The following is a 15,624-nucleotide window of genomic DNA, read 5'->3' on the forward strand; positions in this document are numbered from 1 at the left end:
TCGGCGACGGCGGCGGCGGGGTCCTTCTGGATCCACGCATTGGTCTCATCGATGGCGCCGATCAGCGCCGCGATCACCTTGGGGTTGGCTTCGGCGAAGGAGCGCGAGCCGAGATAGAACTGGTAATTTGGCACGATGCCCTCGGCCGTGGTCAAAACACGGGCCTTGCTCGCCACCTCGGCCGAGGCCTGGAACGGGTCCCAGATCACCCACGCATCGATCGCGCCCTTCTCGAAGGCGGCGCGTCCATCGGCGGGCGGCAGGAACTTCACGGTGATGTCGGAAAAGGCGAGGCCGGCCTGCTCCAGCGCCTTCACCAGCAGGAAATGCACGTTCGATCCCTTGTTGAGGCCGACCGTCTTGCCCTTCAGGTCCTTCACCGTCTGGATCGGGCTGTTCTGCGGCACCAGGATCGCCTCGCCCTTCGGCGCCGGCGGCTCATTGGCGAAGTAGACAAGATTGTCGCTCGCCGCCTGGGCGAAGATCGGCGGGGTCTCGCCGGTCTGGCCGATATCGATGGCGCCGGCGTTCAGCGCCTCCAGCATCTGCGGGCCGGCGGCGAACTCCGCCCATTTCACCGACACGCCCAGCGGCTCCAGCTTCTTCTCCAGAATGCCGCGCCCCTTCAGCAGCACCAGCGTTCCATATTTCTGGAAGCCGACGCGCACCTCCGTGGCGGCGGCGAAGGCGGGGCGCAGGCCGGGGGCCGCCAGCGCGGCGGTGAGGCCGGCGGCGCCGGCCAGGATCGAACGACGGGTCAGGCGGGTCATGGCAAAAATCCTTGAGCGATGAAAAGGAAGGTCAGCGCAGGGCGCCCCAGCGGCGGACTGTTGCGCTCTCCAGCCCGCGAAAGGCGACCGCCTCGACCAGCAGGCCGATGAGGATCACTGTGGCGAGGCCGGCGAAGACGCGATCGGTGAAGAGTTCGTTGCGGGCGCGGAAGATGAACCAGCCGAGCCCGCCGGAAGACGAGCTGACGCCGAACACCAGCTCGGCCGCGATCAGCGTGCGCCAGGCAAAGGCCCAGCCGACGCGCAGGCCGGAAATCAGCGAGGGCAAGGCGGCCGGCACGAGGATGTGGCGGATATAGGCGGGGCCCGAGAGCCCGTAATTGCGGCCGACAAGCCGCAGCGTCTCGGGCACCGCCTCGAAGCCCTGCAGGGCGGCGAGGGCGAAGGGCCAGATGACGGCGTTGATGAGCACGAACAGCAGGCTCTTCTCGCCGAGGCCGAACCAGAGCAGCGCGAGCGGCAGCAGGGCGATGGCCGGCAGCGGGTTGAACATCGCCGCCACCGTCTGCACGCCATCGCGCACGAAGCTGTTCGACACGGCCAGCGACACCAGCGCGAAGCCGATCAGCACGGCGATAAGATATCCCTTGAGCAGCACGGCCAGCGACCCGGCGGCGGCAAGGAGCAGCCCGTCATTGAGGCTCGCATCCACGAACGCCTGGAACGTCTCGCCGAAACTCGGCAGCATCAGCGGGTTGGCCTGCCAGCGGGCGGCGATCTCCCAGCCGAGCGCCAGCAGCGCCAGCACGATGGGGCGCCGGAACGCCAGCGAGCGGAACAGGCGCGCCAGGCGATGGCGGCGCGGCGGGAGCGCGGCCGGGGCGTGCGCGAGGCCTTCATCCGGCAGCCGGTGCAGAACCTCGCTCATCGCCCGCCCTCCGTGGCGCCGAAAAGCGTGGCGTGGACGTCCTGCACCGCCTTCTCGAAGCGCAGCGTGCCGATGTCGGCGGCGTCGAACCCCGCCGTCTCGAACCGCGCCAGCGTGCGACCGGGATGGGCGCTGAGCAGGTGCAGCCTTGTGCCGAGCAGCACCGCCTCGTCGATGGCGTGGGTGACGAAAAGCAGGGTGAGCGCCCGCTCCTGCGCGATGTCGAGCAGGTCGCGCTGCATCTGCAGGCGGGTGAGCGCGTCGAGCGCGGCGAAGGGCTCGTCCATCAGCAGCACCGCCGGCTCCATCGCCAGCGCCCGGGCGATGGCCGCGCGCTGTTTCATGCCGCCGGACAGTGTGTGCGGAAACTGGTCGAGCGCGCGCGTCAGCCCCACCCGCGCCAGCGCCGTCGCGGCCTTTTCGCGGGCCGCCGCCGCGGAGAGCTTGCCGGCCACGCGCAGCGGAAAGGCGACATTGTCCAGCACGCTCTTCCAGGGGAGCAACTGGTCGAACTCCTGAAACACCACGATCCGGTCCGGGCCCGGACCATGGACCGGCTTGCCGTTCAGCAGCACCGCGCCGGATGACGGCTTCAGAAAGCCGGCGGCCGCCTTCAATATCGAAGACTTGCCGCACCCGGACGGCCCAAGCAGCACCAGCCGCTCGCCTTCCTCAAGCGTGAAGTCCACGCCCTCGACCGCCCGCACGGGGCCGCGCTCACCCTGATAATCGAGGGTGAGGCGACGGGCCTCCAGCACCGGGCAAAGCGCGGCCCGCGCCGCCGAAGAGTGAGGCGTGGGCGCCAGCATCGGCTCAGCTTCCCGACTGACCGTGAAGCTCGGGGAAAGTGTAGTCCTTCCAGCTTCCGGGCTTGGTCTTGATGGCGCCGGTCCGGTAGAGAAAATCGCCGAACACTTCGGTCTTGCTGGGCACCAGCGTGAAGTCGACCTCGGGGTTCGAGATCACTTCCTCGACGAAGGCGGGATCGAGCTTGGACTGTTCGATCTTGATATAGGTCGCCGCGCCGAGCTTGCGGTCCTTCGCGGCAATCGCGGTCGCCTCCTCGAAGGCGCGGAAGAAGGCGAGATAGGTCTTCGGGTTCTCGTCGCGCCATTTCAGCGTGGTGTAGGCAACCGTCGGGGTGAACGGCCCGCCGAGAATGTCGTAGGACGACCAGACCTTGTGGATCTTCGGGTTTTTCAGCGCCTGTTCCTGGAACGGCGAATTGGAGACGTGGCCGGTGATCTCGGTGGAGCCGGACAGCAGCGCCGCCGTGGCGTCGGGATGCGGCAGCGAGACCTGGAGGGAATCGAGCTTGCCATGGTTGCCGGGGCCGAACTCCTTCTCGGCCGCGATCTGCAATTCGCGCGCCTGCACCGAGACGCCCGCCGCCGGCGTGGCAATGCGGTCATTCGGCCCGAAATCCTTCAGCGATTTGATATCGGGCCTGTTGGTGAGCAGGTAGTTCGGCGTGGCGCCGAAGGCGCCGATGATCTTTACCGCGCCCTTGGTGCGGTCCCACAGCGTGAAGAACGGGCCGATGCCGGCGGAAGCGATGTCGACCGAGCCGGAAAGCAGGGCATCGTTGACGGCATTGCCGCCCGAAAGCTTGGCCCACTCGACGGTGATGTCGAGCCCCAGTTCCTTGCCGTGCTTCTCGATCAGGTTCTGGTCGCGCAGGATGTGAAAGGGAATGTAGAGCGTGCCGAATTGCTGGGAAATGCGGATCAATCCCTCCGCCGAGGCCGGCACGATGGCGGCGGCACCGAGGAGCGCGGCCAGGGCGGCGCGGCGGGCGAAAGAGCGGAACGCGGCTGTCATCTAGGCCTCCGGCGCGGGATAAGGATTAAGGCGGTCAGCCGCCGAGCAGGCGGCTCAAAATCTGGCCTTCGAGCGCGGCAAGCTCGGGTGAGCCGCGCCGGCGCGGGCGGGGCAGCGGCACGTCGAGATCGAGCGCGATCCGGCCATGGTCGATCAGGATCACCCGGTCGGCGAGCGCCAGCGCCTCGGCCACGTCATGGGTCACGAGCACGGCGGTGAACCCCTGCTCGCGCCAGATCCGCTCGACCAGCGCCTGCATCTCGATCCGGGTGAGCGCGTCGAGCGCGCCGAGCGGCTCGTCGAGCGCCAGCACGCGCGGCCCGCTGGCCAGGGCGCGGGCGAGGGCCACGCGCTGGCGCTGGCCGCCCGAGAGCACCGCCGGCCACTCGCCGGCGCGCTGGGCCAGCCCGACCTCGGCGAGAAGCGCGCGGGCGCGGGCATGGCGGTCCTCGCCCTGCAGCCGCGCGGGGGCGCCGACCTCGACATTGGCCAGCACGCGCTGCCAGGGCAGCAGCCGGGGCTCCTGAAACATGATCCGCACCGCGGCATCGTCGCGGGCGCCTGTGAACCCGATCGTGCCGCTGGTGGGGGTGTCGAGGCCGGCGAGCAGGCGCAGCAGGGTGCTCTTGCCGCAGCCGCTCTTGCCGATCACGGCGACGAACTGGCCGGCCGGAATGTCGAGATCGACGCTTTCCAGCACCCGCTTGGCGCCGAAATGCCGCGACAGGCGCCGGATCGACACGCCAAGACCGCCCGTGGTCGGGGCCGACACACCGGAAAAGGCGGCGGGCGCGTTCATGGCGCGCTCCCGGGGGTCTGGAAGGCGGGATGCCATTGCAGGCAGGCGCGTTCCAGCTGGCGGGTGAGCACGTCGGCGAGCTTGCCGAGCAGCGCATAGATCAGGATCGCCAGCACGACGATGTCGACCAGCAGGAACTCGCGCGCCTGCATCGCCATGTAGCCGAGGCCCGAGGAGGCGGCGATGGTCTCCGCGACGATCAGCGTCAGCCACATGATGCCGAGGGCGAAGCGCAGCCCGACAAAGATCGACGGCAGCGCGCCCGGCAGGATGATGCGGCGGAACAGGGTGAACGGGCTCATGCCGTAGACACGGCCCATCTCGATCAGCTGCGGGTCGACGCTGCGCACGCCGTGCAGCGTGTTGATGTAGACGGGGAAGAACACGCCGAGCGAGACGAGGAAGAGCTTGGCCTCCTCATCGATGCCGAACCACAGGATGACAAGCGGGATCAGCGCGAGATGCGGCACGTTGCGGATCATCTGCAGCGTGGTGTCGGTGTAGCGGAAGGTGATGTCCCACAGCCCATTGGCGATGCCAAGGACGAAGCCGATGAGGCCACCGACGGCGAGACCGGCCAGTGCGCGCAGCGTGCTGACGCCCATATTGTGCAGCAGCTCGCCGGATTTCAGCGCCTGCCAGCCGGCCAGCGCCACCGCAGATGGGGCCGGCAGCACGTTCGGCGCGATCACCCCGGCGCGGGAGAGCGCCTCCCACAGCACCACCAGCAGCAGCGGCAGCACCCAGCCGGCGAGCCGGCCCTCCAGCCCCGCCAGACGGCGACGCAGCGGCACGGTTTTCCGCGCGGCGGGGGGCGAACGGGTCTCGGCGAGCGACATCAGGCGGCCGCCCCCGCCGCGCGGTGGCGGGCCCGCACCCGCCCTTCGGCGGCATGCACGGCTTCTTCCACCAGCCGCTCCAGCCGCTGCTGGGCCGGCTCGGCGACGATGCGGCCATCGACCAGCTCGCGCTCGGTGAGGAAAAGCCCGGTGCCAAGCGGCTGCGCCTGGAAGAAGGCGAAGAGCGGGCGCAGCTGGTGCTCGATCGCCAGCGCGTGGCGCTCGCTGCCGCCCGTCGCCAGCAGAGCCACCGGCGTGCCGATCAGGCTGCGATAGTCCACCAGATCGATGAAATGCTTGAACAGGCCGGAATAGGAACCCTTGTAGACCGGCGATCCGACGATCAGCAGGTCCGCCTGCTCCACGGCCTGCAAGGCCTCCTCTTCCGGTGCGCCGGCGGCGGCGCGCGAACGCAGCTGGCCGATATCAGGCAGCGCGGCGACATCGATGATGCGGGACCGGGGCACGAGCCCCGCCCTGCCGCTGGCCCGCGTCACCGCGTCCACGGCAAGCTCGACAAGCGACAGCGTGCGCGAGGGGGAGGACAGGCCTCCGCTCAATCCGACGATGGTAAACTGGTTCATGGGCGCGTGCCTCTTTGGCCGGGAAGGCAATGCGTGGCATAATCGACCCCTATTGTCTACATTGAATATAGATTATTAGTTTCGGCGACGAGGCGGGCGGATGCTGACCAACAAGGGCAAATACGGGTTGAAGGCGATGGTGCATCTCGCCTCGCTGGAAGCCGGCAAGACGACGATGGGCGCGGAGATCGCGCGGGCGGAGAACATTCCGAAGAAGTTCCTCGACGCCATCCTGCTGGACCTGCGCAATGCCGGCATCGTGCGCAGCAAGAAGGGGCCCGGCGGCGGCTATTGCCTCGCGCGGGCGCCGAAGGAAATCCGCGTCGGCCACATCATCCGCACCCTCGACGGCCCGCTGGCGCCGATCGGCTGTGCCAGCCAGAGCGCCTATGTGCCCTGCCAGGACTGCGAAAACCTTGCCTTCTGCGAGGTGCGGATCGTGATGACGCGGGTGCGGGACGCCCTCTCCGACATTCTCGACCGGATGACGCTGGAGGAAATGGTCAGCTTCGGGCGGACCCGGCATCCCGACCTCATGTATCACATTTAGGTTTCGTTCTTTTTTCAAACCTCCGGACATCCGTGTGAAAACGGATTGCGTCCGCGTTGCGCATTAGTCTATAAATTTTAGCGATAAACTTCTTTGACGGCACGGTCCTGCCCCCGCTGCGGGGCGATCGACGCCGCCCGATGTGAACCAACAGGACGCACCATGTCTCACCCCAGCTCCGCACCCGCCGCCAGCGACGGCCTCAACGTGCTCTGGTTCCTGCCCACCCATGGCGACGGGCGCTATCTCGGCACCTCGGTCGGCGCCCGGGAGACCGATATCGACTATCTCCGCCAGGTGGCGCAGGCCGCCGACCGGCTGGGCTATTACGGCGTGCTGATCCCGACGGGAAAGAGCTGCGAGGATAGCTGGCTGGTCGCCTCGGCGCTGGCCCCCGTCACCAAGCGCCTGCGCTATCTCGTGGCGGTGCGGCCGGGCCTCGCCTCCCCCACCCTCTATGCCCGGATGACGGCGACGCTCGACCGCATCTCCGACGGGCGCCTGCTCATCAACATCGTCACCGGTGGCGACCCGGTGGAGAATGCCGGCGACGGCATCTTCCTCAATCATGACGAGCGCTACGAGGTGACGGACGAATTCCTCACCGTCTATCGCCGCCTGCTGGCCGGCGAGCGCGTCACCTATTTCGGCAAGCACATCAAGGTCGACGACGCGCACCTCCTGTTCCCGCCGCAGCAGGAGAATGGCCCGGCGCTGTATTTCGGCGGCTCGTCGGAGGCGGCGAACAAGGTCGCCGCCGAGCATGTCGACAAATACCTCACCTGGGGCGAGCCGCCGGCGGCGGTGGAGGCGAAGATCAAGCAGGTGCGCGCGCTCGCCGAGGCCGAGGGCCGCACGGTCTCCTTCGGCATCCGGCTGCATGTCATCGCCCGCGAAACCGACGCCAAGGCGTGGGAAGCGGCGGAGGAACTGATCGGCCATCTCGACGACGCCACCATCGCGGCAGCGCAGAAAGTGTTCTCCCGCCTCGATTCCGTCGGCCAGTCGCGGATGCAGGCGCTGCATGGCGGGCGGCGTGATAAGCTGGAAGTGAGCCCGAATCTGTGGGCCGGCGTCGGGCTGGTGCGCGGCGGGGCCGGCACCGCGCTGGTCGGCTCGGGCGAAACGGTGGCGGCACGCATGCAGGAATATGCCGATCTCGGCATCGACAGCTTCATCCTCTCCGGCTACCCGCACCTTGAAGAGGCGTACCGGGTGGCCGAACTGGTGCTGCCGCGCCTCAAGCTGAACCATGGCCTGGCGCAGGGGCCCACCAGCGTCAACACCGGCCCGTTCGGCGAGACCATCGCCAATGACTACCGGCCGGCCGCGCGCGCGTCCGCCTCATGAGTCCGGCGCAGGCACCGGTGGAGCCGAGCCGCGTGCCAGACCTTCACGTGCCGGTGGCGATCATCGGCGGCGGCTTTTCCGGCGCCGCTGTCGCCTGGCACCTGCTGCGCCTGCGGCCGCAGCTTGAGCAGGTCGTCCTCATCGAGCCGCGCGCGGAACTCGGGCGCGGTCTCGCCTATTCCGCCGCTGATCCCAGCCACCGCATCAACGTGCCGGCGACGCGGATGTCGCTGATCCCCGACCAGCCGACCCATTTCAACGACTGGCTGGAATCGACAGGCGCCCTCGACGCCGACCCGGCGGCGCGGCGGAGCGAAGGGCGCAATTTCCCCGCCCGTGCGGTGTTCGGCACTTATGTCGCCGAGCATCTGGCCGCGCTCGGCCCGCGCGTGACGCATGTCGTCGCCGCGGCCGAGACGGTGGAAGCACGCGGCGACGGCTACCGCATCCGCACCGGCGACGGCGCGATCATCGAGGCCGGCCTCGTCGTGCTGGCGGTGGCGCATGCGCCGCCAAGCCCGCCCTCCGCCCTCGCCCGCGCGCTGGCCACCCATCCGCGCTTCGTGCCCGACCCCTGGCAGGCCGGGGCGCTCGAAGCCGTGCGGCCGGACGACCGGGTGCTGATCGTCGGCACCGGGCTGACCATGGCCGATATCGTCGCCAGCCTGGAGCGGCTCGGCCATCGCGGGGAGATCGTCGCCCTCTCGCGCCGGGGCCTGCGCTCGCGCGGCCATCCGGCGCAGGCGCACGACCCGTTCGGCGACTTCGCCACCGACCCGGCCCGCACCGCCGGCGCCCTCGTGACGCGCATTCGCGCGGCGGTGGCGCAGGCGGGCGAGGCGGGCCAGAGCTGGCACTGCGTACTCGACCAGGTGCGGCTGCAGGGCAGCCTCATCTGGAACGCGCTGCCGCCGCCTGAGCGCGCCCGGCTGCTGCGGCATCTACGCCCGTTCTGGGACGTGCACCGCTTCCGCATCGCCCCGCAGGTGGAAGAGGTGCTGGACCGGCGGATCGCGCTGGGCACACTCGATCTGCGCGCGGCCTCGCTGCGCGAGGTGACGGTGCAGGGGGAGACCATTCTCGTCACCCTGCGCGCGCGCCACACCGGTGAGGTGACGCGGGAAGCGTTCGACGCCGTCATCACTGCCACCGGCCCGGCGCATGGGCGCGTCTTCGCCGACAATCCGGTGCTGGCGTCGCTGGAGCGCGCCGGCCTCGCCCGGCCGGACACGCTGCGTCTCGGCATCGAGGTGGCGCCCGACGGGCGCTGCATCGGCGCGGCGGGCGTGCCGACACCCGGGCTCTATGTCGCCGGCCCGCTGGCGCGCGGCACGGTCGGCGAGCTGATGGGCCTGCCTGACGTCACCAATTACGCCATCCGCATCGCCGGCGAGGTCGCCGCGCGGCTGGGCGCCGACGAGGGTTTGGTCGGGGCGGCAAGGCTTTACGCCTCCGCGTGAGCTGCCGGATAATAATATACTCATTGCATAGATTTCTATTGACCGGCGGCGCACGGTTTGCTCAGATGAATCTGCCGACGTTGCCGCTGCGCCTTCCGCCCAGCCCGCCAACGTCCCGCTACGGGGGCACCTCATGACCTGGACCTGTCGACGCCGCTGATCGCGGCCTTCCAGCTTCACCCGAGATTTTAACGGCCGACACGCGGGCGCCGCGCGCCCCGACGGCCTGTCTATGGATTTGACCGATGACCACTCTTTCCCGCCGCGGCCTTCTCGCCGCCACGGCCGCGCTCGGCCTTTTGATCGCCAGTCCCGCCTTCGCAACCGATGTCACCATCGGCTACCAGACCGGGGCTGACCCGGCGAAGGTGGCGCAGGCTGATGGCACCTATGAGAAGGCGACCAAGGCCAGCATCGACTGGCGCAAATTCGACTCAGGCGCCGATGTGATCGCCGCCATCGCCTCCGGCGCGATCCAGATCGGCTATGTCGGCTCCTCCCCGCTCGCCGCCGCCGCCAGCCGCGAGGTGCCGATCGAGACCATCTATGTCGCCGCCCTGCTCGGCGAGGCCGAGGCGCTGGTGGTGCGCAACGGCGCCGGCATCGCCAAGCCCGAGGACTTCAAGGGCAAGAAGGTGGCCGTGCCCTTCGTCTCCACCACGCATTACTCGCTGCTGGCGGCGCTGAAGCACTGGGGCGTCGATCCGAAGACGGTCGAAATCCTCAACCTGCGCCCGCCGGAAATCGCCGCCGCCTTCACCCGTGGCGACATCGACGCCGCCTATGTCTGGGATCCGGCGCTGGGCAAGATCAAGGAAAGCGGCACGGTCTTCGCCTCCTCCGCCGATGTCGCCAAATGGGGCGCGCCGACCTTCGATGCCTGGATCGTGCGCAAGGATTTCGCCAAGGCGCATCCTGAGATCGTCGCCGAATTCGTCAAGGTGACGGCGGACGCCTATGCCGACTACGCCAAGAACGGTGCCTCCTGGACCGCCGCCTCGCCGCAGGTGCTCGCCATCGCCAAGCTCACCGGCGCCAAGCCGGAAGAGATTCCCGAACTGCTGAAGGGCAACAAGTTCCCGCTGCTGGCCGACCAGCTTTCCGAAGGGCTGCTGGGCGGCGGCTCGGTGGAGGCCATCGTCGCCACCGCGACCTTCCTCAAGGAGCAGGGCCGCATCGAGGCGGTGCTGAAGGACTACGGCCCCTATGTCAGCCGCGCCCCGGCCGAGCAGGCCGCCAAGCTGAACTGACCGGCCCTCCTCCTCCCGCTGATCCTTCCGTTCCCGAGCGTCGTGGTGTGTGAGTTCCTCGACGAACCTAAGGCCCGGCCTCCGCTCCCCCAAGGTGCCGAGGTCGGGCCCCTTTTCCCCGACTCAAATTGGTCTGATCGGCCTGACTGTTCACCTCATGAAACTGACCATCCACCATCTCGGCGTCCAATTTCCGCAACCGGACGGCGGCGAGGCCCCGGTGCTCGACGGCATTGATCTCGCGATCCCGGCCGGCGAACTCGTGGTGCTTCTCGGCGCCTCCGGTTGCGGAAAGTCGACGCTTCTCAATGCGATAGCCGGCTTCTTGCCGCCCACCGAAGGCGAGATCTGGGTCGAGCAGCGGCGGGTCACGGGGCCGGGAATCGATCGCGGCGTGGTGCTGCAGACCGATGCGCTTTTCCCCTGGCTGAACGCCCGCGACAATGTCGCATTCGGCCTGCGACTGCGCTCTATCCCATTGAAAGAACGAAATAATCGCGCTGAGGAGGCGCTGGATCTCGTCGGACTCGCCGGCAAGGGCGACCACGCGACCTGGCAGCTTTCCGGCGGCCAGCGCCAGCGCGTCAGCCTCGCCCGCGCGCTCATTGCCGATCCGGAAATCCTCTTGATGGATGAACCGCTTGGCGCGCTCGACGCGATGACGCGGGAGCAGATGCAGGACCTCGTGCTCGAAGTGTGGCAGCGCACCGGCAAGACCATCCTCTTCGTCACCCACGGCCTCGACGAGGCGCTCTATCTCGGCACGCGGCTGGTGGTGCTGGCGGGAAAGCCGGGCCGGATCGTGCATGACGAGCCGCTCGCCTTCGGCCGCCGCGCCCTTGAAATCGGTAGCAAGGTCAAGTCCTTGCCCGCCTTCGCCACCGCCCGAGAGCGGCTGCGCGAGGTGATCTTTGCCGGAGCCCCGACATGAGCTTCCTGTCCCCCTTGCCGGTCGCCGACATCTCCCTGCCGCTGATCGTGCCGGCGGAAGGCTTCCCCTTCGACGATCAGCTGCGCCCGCGCACGCCGGCGCCCCCGGCGCGAAAGGCCCGCCGGCGCACCGGCGTTCCAGCACGCATCTGGATCCCGCTCGCCACCCTCGCCGGCTTCCTCGCTCTGTGGTGGGCGGTAACGGCCTTTGGCGCCGTGCCGGCGTTGTTCCTGCCCTCGCCGCAGGCCGTGGCCACCCGCCTCTCGCGCCTTGTCACAGAAGGGTTTGTCGACGCCACGCTGGCGCAGCATCTGGCCGCCAGCCTGTTCCGCGTCTTCGCCGCGCTGGCGGCGGCGCTGCTGCTCGGCGTGCCGGCGGGCTTCGCCATCGGGCTGTCGACGGTCGGGCGCGGCATTCTCGATCCCATCGTCGAGTTCCTGCGGCCGATTCCCCCGCTGGCCTATCTGCCCCTCGTCATCATCTGGGCCGGTATCGGCGAGAGCGCGAAAGTGCTCGTGATCGCCCTCGCCATGCTGCCGCCGATCATCATCGCCACCGCCGCCGGAACACGGGGCGTGGACGGCAATCGGCTCAATGTCGCGCGGGCGCTGGGCGCGACACGGGCGCAACTGCTGCGGCTGGTGGTGCTGCCCTCGGCCTCACCGTCCATTCTCACCGGCACCCGCATCGCCCTCGGCGCCGGCTGGTCGACTCTGGTGGCGGCGGAGCTTGTGGCAGCGACGCGCGGCGTCGGCTTCATGATCCAGTCCGCCGCCAATTTCCTCGCCACCGATGTGGTCGTGGCCGGCATCTTCGTGATCGCCGGCGTGGCCTTCGTGCTGGAACTGGCAATCCGCCTGTTGGAGCGCGCGTTGGTCGGCTGGGCCGCCCATGCGTGATCGCGCGCCGGCGACGTTCAGATGGCGTGAGCGGCATAGAGCTCGGTAAGCACGCCCGATTTCATCCGGGCGAGTTCCGGGTCGCGCCGGTCGCGCGCCCCAAGCCCGACCTCGACCAGCAGCGCCGACACGCGCGGCGCGTTCCCCTCGCCGACGCCGAAGGCGACATTGGCGCGACGTTGAGCCAGGGGAACAGGCGCGGCTCCGGGCAGACGAAGCCGATCTCACGGTTGAGCCCGCTCTGGCGCGTGCCGGCGAACACCACCTCGCCCTCATAGTCGCGGTCGAGGCGCGCGATGATGCGCAGCGGCACCCAGGCAAGGCCGGGTATGGCGCGCAGAGCCTGGAAGGTGGGGGCGAGAATCGATTCCGTCCGCCGGTTCAGCCCGACACGCGCGCCGATCGGCAAAGCGAGCGCGACACCTAGCGCATAGCCTGCCAGCATCCGCGCCGTGCTGACCGCGAGATGGGTGACGAGGCCTTGCTGGTAGAGTTCTCGGAAGGTCTCGATGATCGCACTGGGTGGGGCATCAGCCGCGCCGGCACCAGTTTGAGCGCAACCGAGGCCTCCAGCCCGGCCAGCGCCAGCGCGGGCACCAACAGGCCCCACAGGTTGAGCCGGGTCGGGCTGGTGCGCCCGGGGAGCGGGACCGCCCTCCCCTCGCGCGCATTGGTTTCCGACAGATCCGTCACTGGCCCTTGGCCTTCGCCTGGGTTTCCACCGCGACGCGATTGGCGATGGCCTCGGCCGGGTTGGCGAGGATCGATATCTATCCCGGCGCGACAGTCGGTGGCCGCTTCTTCATAGACCACGGTACTGACGCCGTCATCGGTGAGACCGCCGTGATCGGCGAATCCAGCAAGACGTTATAATGAAAGGAAAATGCGCTGATCTCACGCATGGCGGCTTTCGCGTGCGGGTGCCGGTGATTAACCATTCATTAACCCATATCTCCTTGCCGAAGCGTCAGAATCATGCGCTATCTTGAGACGGAAAGAGCGCGTCTGACGCTCTAAAACCGTCTTGAGCACGAAGATATGGCTACTCCTGTAAGGCTCGGGTTTCAGAATGGGTCTACCGCCGCTTGGATTTCCCAGCGCGCGGAGGCTTTGTCGGCCCGTCTGCGTGCCGTCGGAGAGCTTGCCTTTCCGCCGTCAGCTGAGAAGTCGCTGCGTTCGTTTACCTCGGGAGAGGTGGCGGAGATTGTCGGCGTGTCGGATGGCTATCTCCGACAATTGTCGCTGGACGGGCTGGGACCTGCTCCCGATATTGGCGCCAGTGGCCGGCGTTCCTACACACTTACCCAGATCAATGAACTTCGGGCCTTTCTGGCCTCCACCCGACCGAAAGAGGGGCTGAAGTTTTGGCCGCGTCGGCGGCCCGGTGACAAGCTTCAAGTGCTCACGGTCGCAAATTTCAAGGGCGGTTCGGCCAAGACAACGACCTCGCTTTATCTCGCGCAGGGGCTCGCCCTGCAGGGCTTTCGGGTGCTGGCGATTGATCTCGATCCGCAGGCCTCGCTATCCTCCATGTTCGGCTATCAGCCCGAATTCGACATTCCGGAGAACGCGACGCTTTACGGTGCGATCCGCTACGACGAGCGGCGCGTGCCGATGAAGGACGTTGTGCGCCCGTCCTATTTTTCCGGAATCAGCATCGTGCCTGGCAATCTTGAACTCATGGAGTTCGAACACCAGACGCCGCGTCACATGCTGAATAATCGCGGTGCTGCCGAGGATCTGTTCTTCCGCCGGGTGGCGGCGGCCATCGAGCAGGTCGAGGCGGATTTCGACGTGGTGGTGATCGACTGCCCGCCCCAGCTCGGCTTCCTCACCATGGGAGCGTTGAATGCGGCGACCGGAATGATCGTCACGGTTCACCCGCAGATGGTCGACGTCGCCTCCATGAGCCAGTTCCTGCTCATGACCTCGGATTTGCTGACGGTCATCGAGGAGGCGGGTGGGGCACTCGAGTTCGACTTCATGAAGTTCCTGATCACCCGGCATGACCCGAGGGATGTGCCGGAACAGGAGATTGTCGGGCTGCTGCGCGATATTTTCGGTGCTGACGTGCTGGCGGCGACGGCCTGGAAGTCGACGGCCATCGCCAATGCCGGATTGACCAAGCAGTCGCTCTACGAGCTGTCGCGTGGCTCGGTGGGGCGCTCGGTCTATGATCGGGCGATGGAATCGGTCAATGCGGTGAACCGAGAGGTCATCGAGCAGATTGCGCGTGTCTGGGGACGGGTGCCGTGACGGAGCGAGCTCCCCTGCCCTCGACCGGGCCGCTTTTTCGCCAGCCCTTGTTGTCTGCGGACAACCCGGGCTTCGTATGCAATCGAGCGCTTATGCGGCCTGATTGGTTGCCAGACGCGTGCCCGCAGTCGGACCGTTCTCGCACAGCGGGCCGGGGCCACGTGCCGATGAGAGAGGCGAGATGAGCAAGCGCACCCAATCCATTCGCTCGATGTTCGCCGGGCGCGGCGAAGGTGAGTTGTCAGCTGACAACAAGCCCTCCCTGCCCCGCGTGACCGCCGGGGCGGTTCGTTCGCTGAAGGAAACCTTCACCGATGTCGAGCGCGATTACCAGGCGCTGCGCGAGCAGCTGTCAAATGGCGCGATCGTGGTGGAGCTCGATCCCACACTCGTGGACCCCTCGCCTTTTGCCGATCGCATCCATGATCAGGACGAATCCTCTTTCGATGAGCTGAAGCGTTCCATTGCGGAGCGCGGGCAGGAAATCCCCATTCTGGTTCGCCCCCATCCCTCGTCACCGGGACGCTACCAGAGCGCCTATGGACATCGCCGGGTGCGCGCCGTTGGCGATCTCGGAGGGCAGGTCAAAGCCTATGTCCGGCCGCTGACCGATGAGGACCTGGTCGTTTCGCAGGGCATTGAGAACTCGGCGCGCGAAGATCTCAGCTTCATCGAGCGGGCGCTGTTCGCGCTCAAGCTGGAAGATGCCGGTTTCCAGCGGACAGTGGTGCAGTCCGCCTTGACGATCGATCGGGCCGAGGCCTCCAAGCTCATCGCTGTGGCGAAGGCGATACCGGCCGATCTGGTCGCAGCGATCGGGCGGGCACCTAAGGTCGGCCGCGGCCGCTGGCAGTCTCTGGCGGAGATTCTCCAGGACGCGGCGCTGGTGGAAAAGGCGCGGGGGCTTATCGCGCAGCCGGATTTTCGGACGCAATCGACCGGCGAACGGTTTGATACGATATTCGGCCTGCGCAAGGCGCCGGCGCCGCTGGCGCCCGCAGCGCAGGAACAGACTGTCCGCAGCCGGGATGGAACCGAGCTCGCCACATTGGTGCGATCGAAAAGGATCGTGCGCCTACAGATCGATCGGGAACGGAACGAGGCTTTTGCAGACTTTGTGCTGCGCAAGCTGCCCGATCTTTACGACCTGTACACGCAGGAAAGGAGCGTTGATGAGTGACGATTAGCCGGTAAAGGCCCACAGGCTGTAGCCGCAAAGAAAAAGG

The 15,624-nt window shown here is 67.7% G+C and carries 16 protein-coding genes; 8 read left to right on the forward strand and 8 right to left on the reverse strand.

The window, feature by feature from the left end; all coding sequences use genetic code 11:
- The 7 genes from J2S76_RS15175 to J2S76_RS15205 form a co-directional block, all read right to left on the reverse strand.
- The coding region (locus J2S76_RS15175; RefSeq protein WP_307061590.1) for an aliphatic sulfonate ABC transporter substrate-binding protein at positions 1-770 on the reverse strand (770 nt) is incomplete at its 3' end.
- A 31-nt stretch (positions 771-801) separates the two neighbouring features.
- On the reverse strand, positions 802-1,659 hold the full coding sequence (locus J2S76_RS15180; RefSeq protein ID WP_307061592.1) for an ABC transporter permease: 858 nt from the start codon (positions 1,657-1,659) through the stop codon (positions 802-804).
- Positions 1,656-2,468 (reverse strand): ABC transporter ATP-binding protein, encoded by an 813-nt coding sequence (locus J2S76_RS15185; RefSeq protein ID WP_307061594.1) that lies wholly within the window; start codon positions 2,466-2,468, stop codon positions 1,656-1,658. The genes J2S76_RS15180 and J2S76_RS15185 overlap by 4 nt, the downstream gene beginning before the upstream one ends.
- 4 nt (positions 2,469-2,472) lie before the next feature.
- Positions 2,473-3,480, reverse strand: coding sequence for an ABC transporter substrate-binding protein (locus J2S76_RS15190; protein ID WP_307061596.1), 1,008 nt, complete (start codon positions 3,478-3,480; stop codon positions 2,473-2,475).
- A 34-nt stretch (positions 3,481-3,514) separates the two neighbouring features.
- The gene (locus J2S76_RS15195; protein ID WP_307061599.1) at positions 3,515-4,279 is read right to left on the reverse strand and encodes an ATP-binding cassette domain-containing protein; all 765 of its coding nucleotides are present in this window, start codon (positions 4,277-4,279) and stop codon (positions 3,515-3,517) included.
- Entirely contained in the window at positions 4,276-5,118 is an 843-nt protein-coding gene (locus tag J2S76_RS15200) for an ABC transporter permease subunit (RefSeq protein ID WP_307061600.1), read from the reverse strand. Before J2S76_RS15200 ends, J2S76_RS15195 begins: the two co-directional genes overlap by 4 nt.
- Positions 5,118-5,702: an NAD(P)H-dependent oxidoreductase gene (locus tag J2S76_RS15205; protein ID WP_307061602.1), complete on the reverse strand. Its 585-nt coding sequence runs from the start codon at positions 5,700-5,702 to the stop codon at positions 5,118-5,120. Before J2S76_RS15205 ends, J2S76_RS15200 begins: the two co-directional genes overlap by 1 nt.
- 100 nt (positions 5,703-5,802) lie before the next feature.
- Here J2S76_RS15205 and J2S76_RS15210 point away from each other — a divergent pair, with 100 nt between their 5' ends.
- The 6 genes from J2S76_RS15210 to J2S76_RS15235 all read left to right on the forward strand — a co-directional run bounded on the left by J2S76_RS15210 (position 5,803) and on the right by J2S76_RS15235 (position 12,142).
- A complete protein-coding gene (locus J2S76_RS15210) occupies positions 5,803-6,252 on the forward strand; it encodes an RrF2 family transcriptional regulator (protein ID WP_307061604.1) in 450 nt (149 codons plus the stop codon).
- Between the two features lie 162 nt (positions 6,253-6,414).
- Entirely contained in the window at positions 6,415-7,602 is a 1,188-nt protein-coding gene (gene ssuD, locus J2S76_RS15215; protein ID WP_307061606.1) for an FMNH2-dependent alkanesulfonate monooxygenase, read from the forward strand.
- Positions 7,599-9,062 carry an FAD/NAD(P)-binding protein gene (locus J2S76_RS15220; RefSeq protein ID WP_370874763.1) on the forward strand — a complete coding sequence of 488 codons (1,464 nt, stop codon included), beginning with the start codon at positions 7,599-7,601 and terminating at the stop codon, positions 9,060-9,062. The genes ssuD and J2S76_RS15220 overlap by 4 nt, the downstream gene beginning before the upstream one ends.
- Before the next feature lie 245 nt (positions 9,063-9,307).
- Complete coding sequence (gene tauA / locus J2S76_RS15225) at positions 9,308-10,312, forward strand: taurine ABC transporter substrate-binding protein (RefSeq protein ID WP_307061610.1); 1,005 nt, start codon at positions 9,308-9,310, stop codon at positions 10,310-10,312.
- A gap of 157 nt (positions 10,313-10,469) precedes the next feature.
- On the forward strand, positions 10,470-11,243 hold the full coding sequence (locus J2S76_RS15230) for a taurine ABC transporter ATP-binding protein (protein ID WP_307061613.1): 774 nt from the start codon (positions 10,470-10,472) through the stop codon (positions 11,241-11,243).
- A complete protein-coding gene (locus tag J2S76_RS15235) occupies positions 11,240-12,142 on the forward strand; it encodes an ABC transporter permease subunit (protein WP_307061615.1) in 903 nt (300 codons plus the stop codon). The genes J2S76_RS15230 and J2S76_RS15235 overlap by 4 nt, the downstream gene beginning before the upstream one ends.
- 61 nt (positions 12,143-12,203) lie before the next feature.
- Here J2S76_RS15235 and J2S76_RS15240 read toward each other — a convergent pair whose 3' ends face one another.
- The gene (locus tag J2S76_RS15240) at positions 12,204-12,587 is read right to left on the reverse strand and encodes a hypothetical protein (RefSeq protein ID WP_307061617.1); all 384 of its coding nucleotides are present in this window, start codon (positions 12,585-12,587) and stop codon (positions 12,204-12,206) included.
- A 593-nt stretch (positions 12,588-13,180) separates the two neighbouring features.
- Between J2S76_RS15240 and repA the strand changes: the two genes are divergently transcribed.
- Together repA and repB are read left to right on the forward strand one after the other, a co-directional pair.
- Positions 13,181-14,398: a plasmid partitioning protein RepA gene (gene repA, locus J2S76_RS15250; RefSeq protein ID WP_307061619.1), complete on the forward strand. Its 1,218-nt coding sequence runs from the start codon at positions 13,181-13,183 to the stop codon at positions 14,396-14,398.
- 181 nt (positions 14,399-14,579) lie between these two features.
- Positions 14,580-15,578: a plasmid partitioning protein RepB gene (repB, locus tag J2S76_RS15255; protein ID WP_307061621.1), complete on the forward strand. Its 999-nt coding sequence runs from the start codon at positions 14,580-14,582 to the stop codon at positions 15,576-15,578.
- Positions 15,579-15,624: the final 46 nt, after the last annotated feature.

The sequence above is a fragment of the Ancylobacter vacuolatus genome, assembly GCF_030813595.1.
GTDB lineage: Bacteria > Pseudomonadota > Alphaproteobacteria > Rhizobiales > Xanthobacteraceae > Ancylobacter > Ancylobacter vacuolatus.